This is a genomic window from Thioalkalivibrio sp. ALE23 (assembly GCF_000378545.1).
Taxonomy (GTDB): Bacteria; Pseudomonadota; Gammaproteobacteria; order Ectothiorhodospirales; family Ectothiorhodospiraceae; genus Thioalkalivibrio.
Genome location: NZ_KB900032.1, coordinates 542871 through 558114 on the forward strand (window position 1 = coordinate 542871; position 15244 = coordinate 558114).

Genomic DNA, 15244 nt, shown 5'->3' on the forward strand with positions numbered 1-15244 from the left:
CCGTACCCGAGCCGGGCGCGCAACCCGGAGCGATGCGCGCGGAGAGCCGCGACGGCACGGCGCCGCTGCGCACCGGCCTGACCACCGGCACCAGCGCGACCGCGGCGGCCCTGGGGGCGGCGCGGCTGGCGCTGGGCGGCGGCGCGACCACGAGCCAGGAGGTGGTGCTGCCGCGCGGCCGGGTGGTCAGTCTGGCGCTGGCGTCGCTGGAGCGTGTTCCGGGCGGTGCCGAGGCGGCGGTCATCAAGGACGCCGGCGACGATCCCGATGCCACCCACGGCGCCTGGATCCGCGCGCGGGTGGAGCCGCGGCCGGATGCGGGGGTGACCTTCGTCGCCGGACCCGGGGTGGGCACGGTGACCCGCAGCGGTCTGGTGCTGCCGCCGGGGGAACCGGCGATCAACCCGGTGCCGCGGCGGATGATCACCGACCACCTCGAACGCCTGGCCCGCGAGCTGGACCATGCGGGCGGCTTCCGGGTCACGCTCGGCGTGGATGGCGGCGAACGCATCGCCCGGCGCACCATGAATCCGCGCCTCGGCATCCTCGGTGGCATCTCCATCCTCGGCACCACCGGCATCGTGCGGCCCTTCTCCTGTTCCGCCTACATCGCCTCCATCCACCAGGCCATCGACGTGGCGCGGGCCAACGGCCTGCCGCAGGTCGCCTGCTGCACCGGCGGCACCAGCGAACGCACCGCGAGCGAGCGCTACGGGCTGGACGAGATGGGGCTGGTGGAGATGGGCGATTTCTTCGGCGCGGCGCTCAAGTACCTGCGGCGCCGACCGCTGCCGCGCGTCGCGCTGGTGGCGGGCTTCGCCAAGCTGGGCAAGTTCGCCGCCGGGCATCCGGATACCCACAGCCGCAGCAGTACCATCGACCTGGATTTCATCGCCACCACCGCCGCGGCCGCCGGGGCGGATGCCGCGCTGGCGCGGCGGATCCGCGGCTGCAACACCAGCATCGAGGCCCTCGCCGCCTGTCAGGAGGCCGGCGTGGCACTGGGGGACCGCATCGCGGCGCTGGCCCTGGAGCAGGCACGGAGCTATCAGCTGCCCGACACCACGCTGGAGGTGGTCGCGGTGGATCGCCAGGGCCGGGTGGTGGGGACGGCCGGCGACCACGACCATGCCCCGGGGGTGACGCCATGAGCGCCCCGGCCATCGCCATCGACGACCTCGCCAAGCGCTATCGCGGTGGCCGGGTCGGCCTGGACGGGGTCAGCCTGCACGTCGAGCCGGGGGCGTTCTTCGGCCTGCTGGGGCCGAATGGCGCCGGCAAGACCACCCTGATCGGGCTGCTGACCTCGCTGCTGCGCCTGGAGCGCGGCACGGTGCGGATCTTCGGCCACGATGTCGCGCGCGAGCCGGTGGCGGCGCGGCGTCTGGTCGGTCTGGTGCCGCAGGAGGTCAATTTCAACAGCTTCGAGCCGGTGGGCGAGATCATCGAGACCCAGGGCGCCTACTACGGGCTGTCGCCGCGCCGGGCGCGCCGCCGCACCGACGAACTGTGCGAGCGCCTGGGGCTGACCGACCGCCGCCGGCAGACCGCCTGGGGGCTGTCCGGGGGCTTCAAGCGGCGCCTGCTGCTGGCGCGCGCGCTGGTGCACCAGCCGCGCCTGCTGGTGCTGGACGAACCCACCGCCGGCGTCGACCTGGAGGCCCGCCACGACCTCTGGACCCTGCTGCAGGAACTGAACGCGGACGGCGTGACCATCTTGCTGACCACGCATTATCTGGAGGAGGCCGAGCGCCTGTGCCGCGAGCTGGCGATCATCGATGGCGGACGCATCATCGCCCGCGGCGGCACCGGCGAGCTGCTGCGCGGGCTGCGCTTCCAGACCCTGGTGGTGGAGCTGGCCGAGCCGCTGGTGCGGCCCGGGGAGCTCGCGCTGTCCGCCGGCACCCTGCGTCCGGTGGATGCGCACACCCTGGAGGTGGACGTGCCGCGGGGCACCGAGCTGAACCCGGTGTTCGCCGAACTGACCGCCGCCGGGGTACGCATCGCCGGGCTGCGCGAGAAGGGCAATCGGCTGGAGACCCGCTTTCTCGAACTGCTGCGCGAGCGCGGCGGGGAGGGCGCGGCATGAGCCCGCTGCACAACGCCGCGCTGTACTGGTACGCCTGGCGCGGGCTGGTGGTGAAGCAGGTGCGCCGCTTCCTGCGCGGCTGGGTGCAGAACCTGCTGCCGTCGCTGGTGACCGCGGTGCTGTTTCTCGCGGTGCTGGGGCATCTGGTGGGGCGCGAGATCGGCACCCTGGGCGGCGTGTCCTACGCCGACTTCATCCTGCCGGGCCTGGTGATGCTGGCGGTGGTCACCAACGCCTACGGCAACAGCAGCCTCGCGCTGTTCGGCGCGCGCCTGCAGCGCCACATCGAGGAGATCCTGGTGGCGCCGATGCCGGCGTGGCTGGTGGTGGCCGGGTTTGCCACCGCCGGGGTACTGCGCGGGCTGCTGGCCGGGGCGCTGGTGCTGGCGGTGGCGCTGCCGTTCAGCGATCTGCAGCTGCACCACGCCGGGGCGGTGCTGGGGATCGCGCTTCTCACCGCGGTGCTGTTCTCGCTGGCGGGCCTGATCAACGGCCTGTACGCGCGCAGCTTCGACCATACCTCGGTGATCAGCACCTTCGTGCTGACCCCGCTGATCTATCTCGGCGGGCTGTTCTATCCGGTGGAGCGCCTGGCCGATCCCTGGCAGGGGATCGCGCAGCTGAACCCGCTCTATTACGTGATCGAGGGCTTCCGCCACGGCCTGCTGGGGGTCAGCGCGGTCGCCTGGACCACGACCTTCGCGGTGCTGGCCGCCGCCTGCGTGATCGTGGCCGGCGGGGCCTGGTATCTGCTGGCCCACAGCCGGAGGCTGCGCTCATGAACCGTCCGGCGGCGCCGCAGCCGCCGCGAGTGCGCGGGGCCTGCCCCGGGGTGGCGGCGCCGATGGCCACCGGGGACGGCTATCTGCTGCGCCTGCGCCACCCGATCGGGGGGCTGGGGGCGGCTGCGGCGCGGGTGCTGGCGGACACCGCGCGGCGTTTGGGCAACGGCGAACTGGAACTGACCCTGCGCGGCAACCTGCAGCTGCGCGGCGTGGCGGCCGGCGACCTGGACGCGGCGCGCGCGGCCCTGGCCCCCACCGGACTGGTGGATGCGCAGGCGGAGCGCGAGGCGCGGCGCAACGTGTTGGCGGCGCCGGTGCCGGACCTCGACCCGGAGGCGGTGGACGTGCTGGCCCTGGCGCGCGCGGTGAGCGCCGCGATCGTCGACGAGCCCGCGCTGCGGGGTCTGCCGGCCAAGGTGGGCGTGGTGGTCGACGGTGGCGGGCGTGCCTCGCTGCGCGGGGTGCCGGCGGATCTGCGTCTGGACCCGCTCGCCGGCGCGGGGCCTCGTTTCCGCCTGGCGGCCGGCGGCACCGCGGCCACGGCGACCCCGCTCGGCGAGGTCTCGGCGCAGCACGCCCCGGCGGCGGTGGTGCGCGCCCTGCGCGCGTTCCTCGAGCAGCGCGCCGCGCTGGATCCGCCGCCGGGGCGGTTGCGCGACGCACTGGGCATGCCCGGGAGCGAGGCGCTGCGCCTGCCGGGCGCGGAGGGGGAGACGCCGGGGGTGGTTGCCAACGCCGACACGCCGGTGCGCGCCGGGGACTGGCTCGGGGTGGCGGCCGGCGGGGCCTGGGTGGGGGCGGTCTTCCCGTTCGGCGTGATCGACGCCGACCGGCTGGAGCGTCTGGCCGCGTGGCTGGAGCCGTACGGCGGCGGCCTGCGCCTGACGCCGTGGCGGGCGCTGCTGGTGACCGGCGTGGCCATGGAGGCCGCCCCGGAGCTGCAGCAACTGCTGCGGGAACTGGGTGCGGTGACCGAGCCGGCCGACCGGCGCCTGGCGGCGGATGCCTGTGTCGGGCAGCCGGGCTGCGCCTCGGCGCACATCGCCGCGCGCAGCGAGGCCGCTGCGCTGGTGCAGCGCATGCCGACCCTGGCCGCGAGCGGGGTGCGGCTGCAGGTCTCCGCCTGCGACAAGCGCTGCGCGGCGCCGCCGTGGACGGATGGCGGGGTGGTCGAGTGGATCGCGCGGCCGGACGGCCATGCCGTGGTGCTGCGCTCGCTGCCCGGTGCGACCCTTGAATGGAGCGGGCTGACCCCGGCGCAGGCGCGCGCCCGGATCGCGGCGCTGGAGCGGGCGTTTCAACGCAATGCTGGAGAGGAGTTGCAGACCATGCTGGAACGGATCGGGCCCGAGGCCTGGAATGCCGCGGTGGACGCGGCGCTGTGCGAGGAGGACGAACGTGACGGAGACTGAGGCCTGGCGCTACGAGCGCGACGGGAAGGCGATTTATGCGGAGTCGTTCGCGATCATCCGCGCCGAGGCGGACCTGGAGCGCTTCCCGGCGGATCTGGTGGCGGCGGTGGAACGCATGATCCACAGCTGTGGCATGCCCGACCTGGCGCAGGACATCCGCTTCTCGCCGGGTGCCGGCAGCGCGCTCCGTCAGGCGCTGGAGGCCGGGGCCCCGGTGCTGTGCGACAGCGAGATGGTGGCCCACGGCATCACCCGCGCGCGCCTGCCGGCGGACAACCCGGTGCGCTGCACCCTGCGCGATGCGCGCGTTCCGCAACTGGCGCGCGAACTGGACAACACCCGCAGCGCGGCGGCGATGGAGCTGTGGCGTCCCGAGCTGGCCGGCGCCGTGGTGGCCATCGGCAATGCGCCCACCGCGCTGTTCCGCCTGCTGGAGATGCTGCGCGACGGCGCGCCGCGCCCGGCGGCGGTGATCGGCATCCCGGTGGGCTTTGTCGGCGCGGTGGAGAGCAAGCAGGCGCTGGCGGACAACCCGTTCGGGCTGGAATACCTGACCGTGGCCGGGCGCCGCGGCGGCAGCGCGATCACCGCCGGGGCGGTCAACGGCCTGGGGAGGGAGCCGGCATGAGTGCGGCGCACACGAGCGGGCCCGGAATGATCGAACCCGGAACGATCGAACCCGGGGTGCTCTGCGGGGTCGGCACCGGCCCCGGGGACCCCGAACTGATGACCTTCCGCGCCGCGCGGCGCATCGCCGAGGCGCCGGTGGTGGCGTATTTCTGCAAGCGCGGGACCACCGGGCAGGCGCGGCGCATCGCGGATGCGCACATCGGTCCCGGGCAGATCGAGGAGGCGCTGGAGTATCCGGTGACCAACGAGATCGCCCACGAAGAGGAGAGCTACCGCAGCCGCATCGAGGCGTTCTTCGACCAGTGCGCCGAACGCCTGGCGGTGCATCTGGAGGCCGGCCGCTCGGTCTGCGTGCTCAACGAGGGTGACCCGTATTTCTACGGTTCGTTCATGCACGTGCACCTGCGCCTGCGCGAGCGCTTTCGCAGCGAGGTGGTGCCCGGGGTGATCTCGCCGATCGCCGCGGCGGCGCAACTGCCGGCGCCGCTGGTGATGCGCGACGACACCCTGAGCGTGGTGCCGGGGACGCTGCCGGAGGCGGAACTGGAGGCGGCGCTCGCGCCCGCGCAGGCCGCGGTGATCATGAAGCTCGGCAAGCAGCTGCCGAAGATCCGCCGCGTGCTGGAGCGCCTGGGGCTGACCGCGCGCGCCTGGTACATCGAACGCGCGAGCTTCGATGAGGAACGCGTGCGGCCGCTGGCCGAGGCGCCCGGGGAGGCGCCGTATTTCTCCCTGATCGTGATCCACGGCGAGGGGGTGCGGCGATGAGCGGGCGTCTGAGCGTGGTCGGGGTCGGCCCGGCCGGCCCCGAATGGATCACGCCGGAGGTGACCGCGCTGCTCGCGGATGCCACCGATCTGGTCGGCTACGGGCCGTACCTGGAGCGCGTGGCCGGGGCCCATCACCGCGTGCATGCCTCCGACAACCGCGAGGAACTGGCGCGCGCGGCGCATGCGCTGGACATGGCCGCCGAGGGGCGCGACGTGGCGGTGGTCTCCGGGGGGGATCCCGGGGTGTTCGCGATGGCCGCGGCGGTGTTCGAGGCCCTGGAGGGCGCGCCGCCGGGCCGCTGGGATGCGGTGACGGTAGAGGTGCTGCCCGGGGTGTCGGCGATGCAGGCGGCCGCGGCGCGGCTGGGGGCGCCGCTGGGCAACGATTTCTGCGCGATCTCGCTGTCGGACAATCTCAAGCCGTGGTCGCTGATCCGGCGCCGGGTGCGGCTGGCGGCCGAGGCCGACTTCGCCATGGCCTTCTACAACCCGATCTCGCGCGCGCGACCGTGGCAGCTGGGTGCGGCGCTGGACATCGTGCGCGAGGTCCAGGGCCCGGACACCCTGGTGGTGCTGGCCACCGCGGTGGGCCGCGGCGAGCGGGAGGAGCTGCGGGTCGCCACCCTCGGCGAGGTGGATCCGGCGGCGGCCAACATGAGCACGCTGGTGATCGTCGGTGCCGCCTCCACCCGGGTGCTGGAACGCCCCTCCGGCCGGCGCCATGTGTACACCCCGCGCTATGTCGAGTCGGCGGAGTCGCGGTGAACGCGCGCGAGGCCTTCCAGCCACTCCAGGGCCGCCTGCGGGGCGTGGAAGCGGGGCACCCCGGGGGCGTCCGGCGGCCGGTCCACCATCACCACCGGGATGCCGCGTTCGCGCGCGGCCTGCAGCTTGGGAGCGGTGGCCGCGCCGCCGCTGTCCTTGGTGACCAGCACGTCGATGGCGTGGGTCTCCAGCAGCCGGTGCTCGTCGGCCAGGCTGAACGGGCCGCGGGCCCGCAGCCAGGTGACCCGGGGCAGCGCCGGCGGCGGTTCCGGCGGGTCGATGGTGCGGATCACGTAGTCCAGCTCGGGCGCCGCCGCGAAGGCCTCCAGGTGCTGGCGCCCGGTGGTGATGAGCACGCGCCGGCCGAGGCCGGGGAGCGCGCGGGCGGCGGCCTCCAGGTCGGGCACGCGCAGCCAGTGATCCCCGGGGGCCGCCTGCCACGGCGGCCGGGTCAGCCGGGCCAGGGGTATGCCGGCCCGGCGCGTGGCGGCGACGGCATTGGCCGAGATCTGCCGTGCGAACGGGTGGGTCGCGTCCACCACGGCGTCGACCGCGTGGTCGCGCAGCCAGGCGGCGAGGCCGTCGGCGCCGCCGAATCCGCCCGTGCGCCGCGGCAGTCGCGAGGGTGCCGGCCTGCGCGTGCGTCCGGCCAGCGATACGGTGGCGTGCAGCCACGGGTGGCCGTCCAGCAGCGGTTCCAGTGCCGCGGCCTCGGTGGTGCCGCCCAGCAGCAGGATCTGCCGCGGGCGTGCTGCCCGGGGGCCGGTATCGGTGGATGAACGGGAGCTCATGAGGATGACCAGTCTAGCCACCAACGAGGAGCGAGCGCCATGGCTGAACATCGTCGGCGTGGGCGCGGAGGGGCTCGCCGGGCTGGCCCCGGATGCCCGCATGGTGCTGGACACGGCGGCGACGGTGATCGGCGGCGCCAGGCATCTGGAGATGCTGCCGGAGCGGCCGGGGCAGGAGCGCCTGGTGTGGCCGTCGCCGCTGGAGACCGCGCTGGACTGGATCGAGGCGCGCGCCGGGCAGCCGCTGTGCGTGCTCGCCAGCGGCGACCCCTTCTGGTTCGGGGTGGGCGCGACCCTGATGCGGCGTTTTCCGGTCGCGCAGACCTGCGTCTGGCCGGCGCCCTCGGCGTTCAGCCTGGCCGCCGCGCGCATGGGCTGGCCGCTGCAGCAGACCCGCTGCCTGTCGGTGCACGGCCGGCCGATGGAGGCGCTGCGGCCCTGGCTGCATGACGGCGCGCGACTGCTGATCTTGAGCCGCGACGGGGATACCCCGGCGGAACTGGCGCACTGGCTGACCGGGCTCGGCTTCGGCGATTCCACCCTGACCGTATTGCAGTCCCTGGGCGCGGACCGCGAGGCGGTCGTCCGCGCGCGCGCCGGGGCCTGGCCGGAGGTCGCGATCGAGGCGCTGAACACCATGGCGCTGGAATGCCGGGCCGATCCGGCGGCGCAGGTGCTGGCGGCGAGTGCCGGGCGGCCGGAGGCGCAGTTCGAGCAGGACGGTCAGATCACCAAGCGCGAGGTGCGGGCGGTGGCGCTGGCCCTGCTGGCGCCCGGACGCGGCGAACGGCTGTGGGACGTGGGCGCCGGCTCCGGAGCCATCGGCATCGAGTGGATGCTGGCGGATCCGGCCAACACCGCCGTGGCCATCGAGCCGCGCTCGGAGCGCCTGGAACGCATCGCGCGCAACGCGAGCACGCTGGGGGTGCCGGCGCTGCGTCCCGTCCACGGGCGGGCGCCGGAGGCACTGGAAGACCTGCCGCCACCCGACGCGATCTTCATCGGCGGCGGGCTGACCACGCCGGGGCTGCTGGAGCACTGCATCGGCCAGCTGCGCCCGGGCGGGCGGCTGGTCGCCAGCAGCGTGACCGTGGAAGGGGACGCGGTGCTGGCGGCGGCGCACGAGCGCCACGGCGGCGAGCTCACGCGGATCAACGTCAGCCGCGCGGAGCCGCTGGGCGGCATGGCCGGCTGGCAGCCGCTGCGGCCGGTGACCCTGTGGTCGCTGCGCCGGAGCTGAGGGAAACGCCGAGCGGGGCGCGTGTCCGGGTGACCCCCGGCGTCGGCTTCGCCTCGGCCTGCACGGCCGGCGAGCTGGAGGCACTGGTCCGCGAGATGCTGGCCGAGGCGCATGCCGGGTTGCGGGTGGGGGGCGGCGGGGCGATCGAGATCCGGCAGCTGGCGGCCCCGGCGCACAAGGGTGACAGCCCGGTGCTGTGGAGGGCCGCGCGCGACCTGGAGCTGGAGCTGGTGTTCGCGTCGGCGGCCGCGCTGGCCGCGCGCGACGCTGCCCTGTCCACGGAGTCGGCGCGCGCGCGTGCCGTCGCCGGGGTCGGTTCGGTGGCGGAGGCGGCGGCGCTGGCGGTGGCCGGCGACGGGGCGCGCCTGCTGCTGCCGCGGCGGCTCTCGGCACGGGCGAGCTGCGCGGTCGCGGTGCGCACGGTGAACGGGACGGACGAGCTTTTCGAGGAGGGATGATGACGGTTCATTTTGTCGGAGCGGGGCCCGGTGCGGCCGATCTTCTGACTTTGCGCGGGCGCGATCGCATCGCGGCCTGCCCGGTGTGCCTGTATGCCGGTTCGCTGGTGCCGGAGGCGGTGCTGGAGCATGCCCCGGAGGGGGCGCGCGTGGTGAACACCGCGCCGCTGACGCTGGACGCGATCATTGAGGAGATCGAACGGGCCCACGCGGCGGGCCAGGACGTGGCGCGCCTGCACTCCGGCGACCTGTCGGTCTACAGCGCGCTGGGCGAGCAGATCCGCCGGCTGGAGGCGGCCGGGATCGATTACAGCATCACGCCCGGCGTGCCGGCGTTCTCCGCCGCCGCCGCGACCCTGGGGCGGGAACTGACGGTGCCGGAGGTGGCGCAGTCGGTGGTGCTGACGCGCACGCCGGGACGGGCGTCCTCCATGCCCGAGCGCGAACGGCTGGCGAGCTTTGCCGCCACCGGGGCGACGCTCGCGATCCACCTGTCGCTGCACAATATTGGGACCGTGGTCGAGGACCTGCGGCCGCACTATGGCTGCGACTGCCCGGTGGCGATCGTGTTTCGCGCCAGCTGGCCGGACGAGACCGTGGTGCGCGGTTCGCTGGGGAATATCGCGGAACGGGCGCAGGCCCTGACCACACGGCGCTCGGCGCTGATCCTGGTGGGCCCGGCGCTGGACCCGGGGGATTTCCGCGACAGTGCGCTGTACGACCCGGCGCATGTGCGCCGTTACCGCGGCATGGACGGGGACTAAGCGGCGGTGCCCCCGATCTTCCGCAGGCAGGAATGACTCCGGTGGAAGTTGTGGGGCACGGGCCTTTTCGCCTGCAAGCAGGCTCCTACATCGTCGCGAACTTGTAGGAGCCTGCTTGCAGGCGAAGGCGGGGCGCTCCTGGTCAGGATAACGGAAAGGGGCCGCCGGGCGGCGGCCCCGGATTCCGCGTTTTCCCGCGTGGGTCAGCGGCGGCGGAAGTTGTCGTGGCAGGCGAGGCACTGGTGGCGTACGCCGTTCAGGGCCTCGGTGGCGCGTAGCTGAAAGCCCTCGTCCTCCAGGTCGTTGGCCGACACCACCTTGCGCTGCAGCTCGGTGGTCGCCTCGCGGTAGGCCGCCTTGTACTCGGCGAACACCGGGTCCTCCCAGGCCGCGGGCAGGGCCCCGGGTTCGCCGTCGGGCGCCGGTGTCTCGCGGGCGAACCAGGTGTCGATGTCGTCGGCCCCGCTCGCGAGTTCGTCGGCCAGCTCGGGCAGACGTTCGGCGAACGGTGCGTCGTAGCGCAGGATCTGCTCGATGCTGCGGTAGGTGGCCGAGGTCCCCTGCATGCTCTGCTGACGGAAGCGCTGGAAGGCCTCGGTGGCGTCGACTCGGGCCGGGTCGTCCAGGGTCTCCGCGTAGTCTTCGCCCCAGGGGCCCGGCATCGGCACGCTGATCTCGTCTTCCGCGCCGGCGGTACCGGTCGCTGCGAGCAGCAGGACCAGCGACAGGCCGGCCGTCAGCGGCCGGCGCGTGGATGGCATCCGTTTCATGGCGATTCTCCCTGTTTGTTCAGAAGCGGAACTGGTGCTGCAGGTGTAGCTGCCAGTTCGAGGTGTCGGTGTCGCGGTCCAGCCACATGAGCTGGGTCTTCTGCCGCTGCCCCCGGTGGTACCAGTTAAGGCCGGCGCCCCATTCGCGCTGCCAGCGCTCGTCGCCGTCCAGGTCGTCGCCGGCGTCGTGGCGCAGTACCGCGTGGCGAGCGGCGAGCTCGAGGCCCTCCAGCGGCAGCGACTGCGCCAGTTCCAGCTCGGCCCCCAGGTCGTGGTAGCTCGCGGTGCGGTCGGGGGAGACATTGCGGCGGTAGGCCGCCAGCGACAGCGAGGTATGGCCGAACTTGACCACCGCATCGGCGGTGGCGGTGACCCAGTCGGCGCGCTGCCGGTCGACCGTGTCTTCCTGCCCGCGGCTCCAGTCACGCAGGTGGTTGCGGCTGGCGGCCTGCAGGCCGGCGCCCAGGGCAACGGTGCGCTCCACGGCCCGGCCCACCGTGGTGTTGTCGCGCGGGACCGAGCCCACCGGGGCCCAGGCGCCACGGGCGCTGAACAGGTGCCCGGAGGTGGAGGGCCGGTCGTCGCGCTGATCCAGGCGCCCGCGGCCATCGAATATCCCGACCGCCCAGGCGCGGTCGTCGCCCGCGCCACCCAGCAGGGCGAGGCCGGTATCGCGTCCGGCCGGGATCTCGAACTGGTTGCCGGCGATGCTCAGTTCGGTGAACAGGCGGTTGGGGCCGCCGATGTCCCGCGCCAGACCGAAGGGGACGGTGAACTGGCCGGCCCGCAGGCCCAGGTGTTCGCCCGGGCCGTACTGCAGCCAGATGTCGCGCATGGACAGCTCGCCGCTGCTGAAATCCGGCTGCAGGCGAAAGCTCAGTTCGGGGTGGAACAGGGTGCCCGAGGTGTCCAGCCAGGCGCGCCGGAAATCGAATTCGCTGCTGGAGCCGTCCGGGTCATGCTCGTAGCTGTAACGGCCCTGGATCAGCGGATCCAGGGTGACCTGCAGGCCGTCTTCCGCGTCGCCGAATTCGAAACCGGCCTGCGCCGGCGCGATGCCTGTGGCCGTCACCAGGCACAGGGTAGCCAGGGCCGGCACGGCAGGCCGCCCCGGTCGGAGATGGATACGCTTCATTGTTGATTGCCCGCCCGGGCGCGCGACCCCGCACGCCGTGGATGAAACGACGCCGGCCGTCGGGCAGGGGAGCAGGGAGGAAGGGGGCGGACACGCCGGCCCCGGCCCGCTCGGCCGCCCGCCGCGGCGTCGGGTTTCCTCCAGGCCGGTCTCCGGACTCGCGAAGGGGATGCAGGGCATCCCGGGCGGATCGCCTTCCCGCGGGCATCCCGTGGATGCGCCGCAGTGGCAGTGGAGCCGCCTGTCTTCGCCTACCGTTGCGGGGGCAGTGCCGGCATTGCGAACGTTCATTCACGCACCGGCTTCCCGATTATCCCCGGCGTCGTGGGCCGGGGCACCTGAAGGCGGGCGGACTGTAACCGCGTCCCGTCACGCGGGCAAGGGCGGAGCCGGGTTGATCTGTATCAAGGTTACGCAGGATTGCACCACCCGGCCGGCCCGTGATGGGGGTATTTCTTTTAGACTGAGTCCATGTGGTGACGGTTTGCAGCCGGGCCGCATCCAGACCAATAAAAAGGAGCGAACCATGCAGAAGAAGCGCATTTTCCGGGGGCTGCTCGTCTCGGCCTGTACGGCCGTGGCACTGGGCCTCTCCGCCCCGACGTTCGCCGGCGATTACGACCAGTACCGCGACATGTTCGAGCCGCTGCCGGCCCTGCCGCCGATCCCGGCCGACAATTCCCTGACCGACGAGAAGGTGGAGCTGGGCAAGTTCCTGTTCTTCGAGCCGCGCATCTCCAGCTCGGGAGTGATCTCCTGCGCCACCTGCCACAACCCCGCGCTGGGCTGGGCCGATCGCATCCCGCGTGCCGTTGGGCATGCCGGCCAGGTGGGCGAGCGCAACAGCCCGACGGTGCTGAACTCCGGGTTCTTCGAGGCCCAGTTCTGGGATGGCCGCGAGGATGACCTGGAAGGTCAGGCCCTGGGTCCGATCCAGGATGCGGTGGAGATGGCCATGCCGCTGGAAGAGGCGATCGCGCGCCTGGAGGACTTCCCCGAGTACATCGAGATGTTCGATGCGGCGTACCCGGATTATGACGGCGACAACGTCGTGAACACCGATCACGTGGCCAAGGCCCTGGCCTCGTTCCAGCGTACCCTGAATACGCCGAACTCCGATCTGGACCGCTGGCTGGTGGGTGACGACGACGCGATGAGCGAGCAGCAGAAGCGCGGCATGGCCCTGTTCGCGGATAACGGCTGCGTGGCCTGCCATCGCGGCCCGGCGCTGACCGACTCGAATTTCCACCAGATCCAGGTGCCCGGTTCCGAGGACAAGGGGCGCTATCTGGTGACCGGGGAGGAACGCGACAAGTACGCCTTCAAGACCCCGACGCTGCGCAACGTGGCCCTGACCTACCCCTACATGAACAATGGCGAGACCGAGACCCTGAAGGAAGCCATTGAAATCATGGGTCAGGAGATGCTGGACACCGACTTCACGGAAGACGAGCTGGAAGACATCGAGGCGTTCATGCACGCCCTGACCGGCGAGATGCCGGACGTCACCATCCCGGCCCTGCCGTGATCCATCGGGGGCTCAGCGGCTGAACGCTCATGCCCCCTTCGTCGAGGCTTTCGAGGCCCCCTCCATGTCCTGGAGGGGGCCTTTTTGATGGGTGCCGCTATTCCACCGTGATGGTGATTTTTTCGGAAACCACCGGCGGATCGAAGCTGATGTGGCGATAGTCCATGAAAAGCAGCTGCAGGGTATGGGTGCCGGGCTCCAGTTCTACCTCACCTTCGGTCTGACCACCTCCGAAGTGGTGTTTGTGGTCCGTGAAGGGCAGGGAGGCATCCAGGTCCACTTCGTCCAGAGGCTTGTTTACGAGCAGGTGGTGGTGCCCGGTGTTGTCGGCGTCGACGCCGGCCGGGGCTATCCCCATGCCGCGCAGTCCCATGCGTATATGTACCGGGCCCTCGACGGTGTCACCATCCTGCGGGCTGATGAAGTAGACCTCGGTCCCCTCGGCGGGTGCCGGGCGATCGGCGAGCGCCGATACGGGCAGGACAAGCGCGGCGGCAAGGGCCACGGACGAGGCCATGAAGATCCGGTTTCTGATCATCGGAGAATCTCCTTTTCCGGGTGAAGGGCGCAGGGACCGGGTCTCGGGGTCCCTGAAGGAAGTGTAGACGGTCCGGGGCGGGGTCAAGGGCGCGGTCGTCTGCTACCCTGTGTGGCCCTGTTGACTACCGGAAGCGAGTGTTCGCGCATGGCCTTTCGTACCCGTTTTGCCCCCAGTCCGACCGGCTACCTGCACATCGGCGGTGCCCGCACCGCGTTGTTTTCCTGGCTGTATGCCCGCCACCATGGTGGCGAGTTCGTACTGCGTATCGAGGACACCGATCTCGAGCGCAGTACCGCCGAGTCGGTGAATGCCATCCTGGAGGGCATGAACTGGCTGGGCCTGACCTACGACAAGGGTCCGTTCTACCAGACCGACCATTTCGACCGGTATCGCGAAGTCATCGATCAGCTGCTGGCCTCCGGCCACGCCTATCGCTGCTATTGCACGAAGGAAGAGCTGGATGTGATGCGCGATGAGCAGAAGGCGCGCAAGGAGAAGCCGCGCTACGACGGCCGCTGTCGCGCCCGAACCGAGCCGCGCGAGGGCGTGGATCCGGTGATCCGTTTCCGCACCCCGGACGAGGGCGCCACCATCGTTGATGACATGGTGCGCGGCAAGGTGGCGTTCCAGAACAGCGAACTGGATGACCTGATCATCGCCCGCTCCGACGGTTCGCCGACCTACAACCTCACGGTGGTGGTGGACGACATGGACATGGGCATCAGCCATGTGGTGCGTGGCGACGACCATCTCAACAACACCCCGCGCCAGATCAACATCCTCAAGGCCCTGGGTGTGGAACCGCCGCGTTACGGCCATCTGCCGATGATCATGGGCCCGGACGGCGCGAAGCTGTCCAAGCGCCACGGGGCGGTGTCGGTGATGCAGTTCCGCGAGGAGGGCTACCTGCCCGAGGCGCTGCTGAACTATCTGGTGCGGCTGGGCTGGGCCCACGGGGACCAGGAGATCTTCTCGCTGGACGAGCTGGTGCGCCTGTTCGATATCGAGGACGTCAATCAGTCCGCCTCGGCCATCAACCCCGACAAGCTGCTGTGGCTGAATCAGCACTACATCAAGACCCTGGACCCGGACCACGTGGCGCTGGAGCTGGGCTGGCACCTGGGCCAGCTGGGCGTGGATCCCGCCGAGGGGCCGGAACTGCGGCAGGTGGTGCTGGCGCAGCGGGAACGGGCGCGTACGCTGCGCGAGATGGCCGAGAACAGCGTGTATTTCTATCGCGACTTCGACGAATACGATCCGAAGGCCGAGCGCAAGCAGCTGACGCCGGAGGCCCGCGAGGTACTGCAAACCCTGCACGACGGCTTCAGTGCCCTGGGCGCCTGGGACAAGGAGGCGCTGCACGAGGTGGTGCAGCACACCGCCGAGCGGCTGGAACTCAAGCTCGGCAAGGTCGCCCAGCCATTGCGTGTGGCGCTGACGGGCGGTACTGTATCGCCACCGATCGACGACACGCTGGTGCTGATCGGACGCGAGCGCTCGCTGGAACGGATCGAGCGGGCCATCGCAAAGATTTCCGCACAAGCGGGTTGACACGAATAAGGGGTG

Annotated in this window: 16 protein-coding genes and 1 riboswitch; of the genes, 12 read left to right on the top strand and 4 right to left on the bottom strand. The window is 71.8% G+C overall.

The annotated features are described in order from the left end of the window. The first annotated feature begins 32 nt into the window (after positions 1 to 32). The 7 genes from F573_RS0106250 to cobJ are packed head-to-tail and all read left to right on the top strand — an operon-like array spanning position 33 to position 6451. Positions 33 to 1151 carry a cobalt-precorrin-5B (C(1))-methyltransferase gene (locus F573_RS0106250; protein WP_019021874.1) on the top strand — a complete coding sequence of 373 codons (1119 nt, stop codon included), beginning with the start codon at positions 33 to 35 and terminating at the stop codon, positions 1149 to 1151. After that, positions 1148 to 2089 (top strand): ABC transporter ATP-binding protein, encoded by a 942-nt coding sequence (locus F573_RS0106255; RefSeq protein ID WP_019021875.1) that lies wholly within the window; start codon positions 1148 to 1150, stop codon positions 2087 to 2089. The genes F573_RS0106250 and F573_RS0106255 overlap by 4 nt, the downstream gene beginning before the upstream one ends. After that, complete coding sequence (locus tag F573_RS0106260) at positions 2086 to 2871, top strand: ABC transporter permease (protein ID WP_018870217.1); 786 nt, start codon at positions 2086 to 2088, stop codon at positions 2869 to 2871. Before F573_RS0106255 ends, F573_RS0106260 begins: the two co-directional genes overlap by 4 nt. Continuing rightward, positions 2868 to 4286 carry a precorrin-3B synthase gene (gene cobG, locus F573_RS0106265; protein WP_019021876.1) on the top strand — a complete coding sequence of 473 codons (1419 nt, stop codon included), beginning with the start codon at positions 2868 to 2870 and terminating at the stop codon, positions 4284 to 4286. Before F573_RS0106260 ends, cobG begins: the two co-directional genes overlap by 4 nt. Next, positions 4273 to 4914, top strand: a complete 642-nt coding sequence (locus tag F573_RS0106270; protein ID WP_019021877.1) for a precorrin-8X methylmutase — start codon at positions 4273 to 4275, stop codon at positions 4912 to 4914. The genes cobG and F573_RS0106270 overlap by 14 nt, the downstream gene beginning before the upstream one ends. Then, positions 4911 to 5684, top strand: coding sequence for a precorrin-2 C(20)-methyltransferase (locus F573_RS0106275; RefSeq protein ID WP_038033198.1), 774 nt, complete (start codon positions 4911 to 4913; stop codon positions 5682 to 5684). Before F573_RS0106270 ends, F573_RS0106275 begins: the two co-directional genes overlap by 4 nt. After that, on the top strand, positions 5681 to 6451 hold the full coding sequence (gene cobJ / locus F573_RS0106280) for a precorrin-3B C(17)-methyltransferase (RefSeq protein WP_019021879.1): 771 nt from the start codon (positions 5681 to 5683) through the stop codon (positions 6449 to 6451). The genes F573_RS0106275 and cobJ overlap by 4 nt, the downstream gene beginning before the upstream one ends. Here cobJ and F573_RS0106285 read toward each other — a convergent pair. Further along, complete coding sequence (locus F573_RS0106285) at positions 6424 to 7242, bottom strand: cobalt-precorrin-6A reductase (protein WP_019021880.1); 819 nt, start codon at positions 7240 to 7242, stop codon at positions 6424 to 6426. The two genes, cobJ and F573_RS0106285, sit on opposite strands and share 28 nt — an antisense overlap. 4 nt (positions 7243 to 7246) lie before the next feature. Here F573_RS0106285 and F573_RS0106290 point away from each other — a divergent pair, with 4 nt between their 5' ends. From F573_RS0106290 to cobM, 3 genes are read left to right on the top strand one after another with little or no spacing between them, the layout of a single operon-like run. After that, complete coding sequence (locus F573_RS0106290) at positions 7247 to 8482, top strand: bifunctional cobalt-precorrin-7 (C(5))-methyltransferase/cobalt-precorrin-6B (C(15))-methyltransferase (RefSeq protein WP_019021881.1); 1236 nt, start codon at positions 7247 to 7249, stop codon at positions 8480 to 8482. Between the two features lie 29 nt (positions 8483 to 8511). Then, positions 8512 to 8940, top strand: coding sequence for a cobalamin biosynthesis protein (locus F573_RS0106295; protein WP_019021882.1), 429 nt, complete (start codon positions 8512 to 8514; stop codon positions 8938 to 8940). Continuing rightward, positions 8940 to 9704 (top strand): precorrin-4 C(11)-methyltransferase, encoded by a 765-nt coding sequence (cobM, locus tag F573_RS0106300; RefSeq protein ID WP_019021883.1) that lies wholly within the window; start codon positions 8940 to 8942, stop codon positions 9702 to 9704. The genes F573_RS0106295 and cobM overlap by 1 nt, the downstream gene beginning before the upstream one ends. Positions 9705 to 9907: 203 nt before the next feature. Here the strand turns inward: cobM and F573_RS0106305 are convergent, their stop codons facing one another. Together F573_RS0106305 and F573_RS0106310 are read right to left on the bottom strand one after the other, a co-directional pair. Next, positions 9908 to 10474, bottom strand: a complete 567-nt coding sequence (locus F573_RS0106305; protein ID WP_019021884.1) for a cytochrome c — start codon at positions 10472 to 10474, stop codon at positions 9908 to 9910. Between the two features lie 19 nt (positions 10475 to 10493). Continuing rightward, positions 10494 to 11609: a porin gene (locus F573_RS0106310; RefSeq protein WP_026300827.1), complete on the bottom strand. Its 1116-nt coding sequence runs from the start codon at positions 11607 to 11609 to the stop codon at positions 10494 to 10496. 125 nt (positions 11610 to 11734) lie between these two features. Next, positions 11735 to 11966, bottom strand: a riboswitch (cobalamin riboswitch). 169 nt (positions 11967 to 12135) lie between these two features. On the opposite strand from F573_RS0106310, the gene F573_RS0106315 reads away from it, so the two are divergent. Next, entirely contained in the window at positions 12136 to 13137 is a 1002-nt protein-coding gene (locus tag F573_RS0106315) for a cytochrome-c peroxidase (RefSeq protein ID WP_019021886.1), read from the top strand. A gap of 97 nt (positions 13138 to 13234) precedes the next feature. Here F573_RS0106315 and F573_RS0106320 read toward each other — a convergent pair whose 3' ends face one another. After that, on the bottom strand, positions 13235 to 13654 hold the full coding sequence (locus F573_RS0106320; protein ID WP_051075373.1) for a DUF4399 domain-containing protein: 420 nt from the start codon (positions 13652 to 13654) through the stop codon (positions 13235 to 13237). A 168-nt stretch (positions 13655 to 13822) separates the two neighbouring features. Between F573_RS0106320 and gltX the strand changes: the two genes are divergently transcribed. Further along, a complete protein-coding gene (gene gltX, locus F573_RS0106325) occupies positions 13823 to 15229 on the top strand; it encodes a glutamate--tRNA ligase (RefSeq protein ID WP_019021888.1) in 1407 nt (468 codons plus the stop codon). The last annotated feature ends 15 nt before the right edge of the window (positions 15230 to 15244 follow it).

What these genes read in the sequence shown, in the direction of transcription:
- F573_RS0106250 (WP_019021874.1), top strand. Translation starts at nt 33, where the DNA reads ATGCGCGCGGAGAGCCGCGACGGCACGGCGCCGCTGCGCACCGGCCTG.
- F573_RS0106255 (WP_019021875.1), top strand. Translation starts at nt 1,148, where the DNA reads ATGAGCGCCCCGGCCATCGCCATCGACGACCTCGCCAAGCGCTATCGC.
- F573_RS0106260 (WP_018870217.1), top strand. Translation starts at nt 2,086, where the DNA reads ATGAGCCCGCTGCACAACGCCGCGCTGTACTGGTACGCCTGGCGCGGG.
- cobG (WP_019021876.1), top strand. Translation starts at nt 2,868, where the DNA reads ATGAACCGTCCGGCGGCGCCGCAGCCGCCGCGAGTGCGCGGGGCCTGC.
- F573_RS0106275 (WP_038033198.1), top strand. Translation starts at nt 4,911, where the DNA reads ATGAGTGCGGCGCACACGAGCGGGCCCGGAATGATCGAACCCGGAACG.
- cobJ (WP_019021879.1), top strand. Translation starts at nt 5,681, where the DNA reads ATGAGCGGGCGTCTGAGCGTGGTCGGGGTCGGCCCGGCCGGCCCCGAA.
- F573_RS0106285 (WP_019021880.1), bottom strand. Translation starts at nt 7,242, where the DNA reads ATGAGCTCCCGTTCATCCACCGATACCGGCCCCCGGGCAGCACGCCCG.
- F573_RS0106290 (WP_019021881.1), top strand. Translation starts at nt 7,247, where the DNA reads ATGACCAGTCTAGCCACCAACGAGGAGCGAGCGCCATGGCTGAACATC.
- cobM (WP_019021883.1), top strand. Translation starts at nt 8,940, where the DNA reads ATGACGGTTCATTTTGTCGGAGCGGGGCCCGGTGCGGCCGATCTTCTG.
- F573_RS0106305 (WP_019021884.1), bottom strand. Translation starts at nt 10,474, where the DNA reads ATGAAACGGATGCCATCCACGCGCCGGCCGCTGACGGCCGGCCTGTCG.
- F573_RS0106310 (WP_026300827.1), bottom strand. Translation starts at nt 11,609, where the DNA reads ATGAAGCGTATCCATCTCCGACCGGGGCGGCCTGCCGTGCCGGCCCTG.
- F573_RS0106315 (WP_019021886.1), top strand. Translation starts at nt 12,136, where the DNA reads ATGCAGAAGAAGCGCATTTTCCGGGGGCTGCTCGTCTCGGCCTGTACG.
- F573_RS0106320 (WP_051075373.1), bottom strand. Translation starts at nt 13,654, where the DNA reads ATGGCCTCGTCCGTGGCCCTTGCCGCCGCGCTTGTCCTGCCCGTATCG.
- gltX (WP_019021888.1), top strand. Translation starts at nt 13,823, where the DNA reads ATGGCCTTTCGTACCCGTTTTGCCCCCAGTCCGACCGGCTACCTGCAC.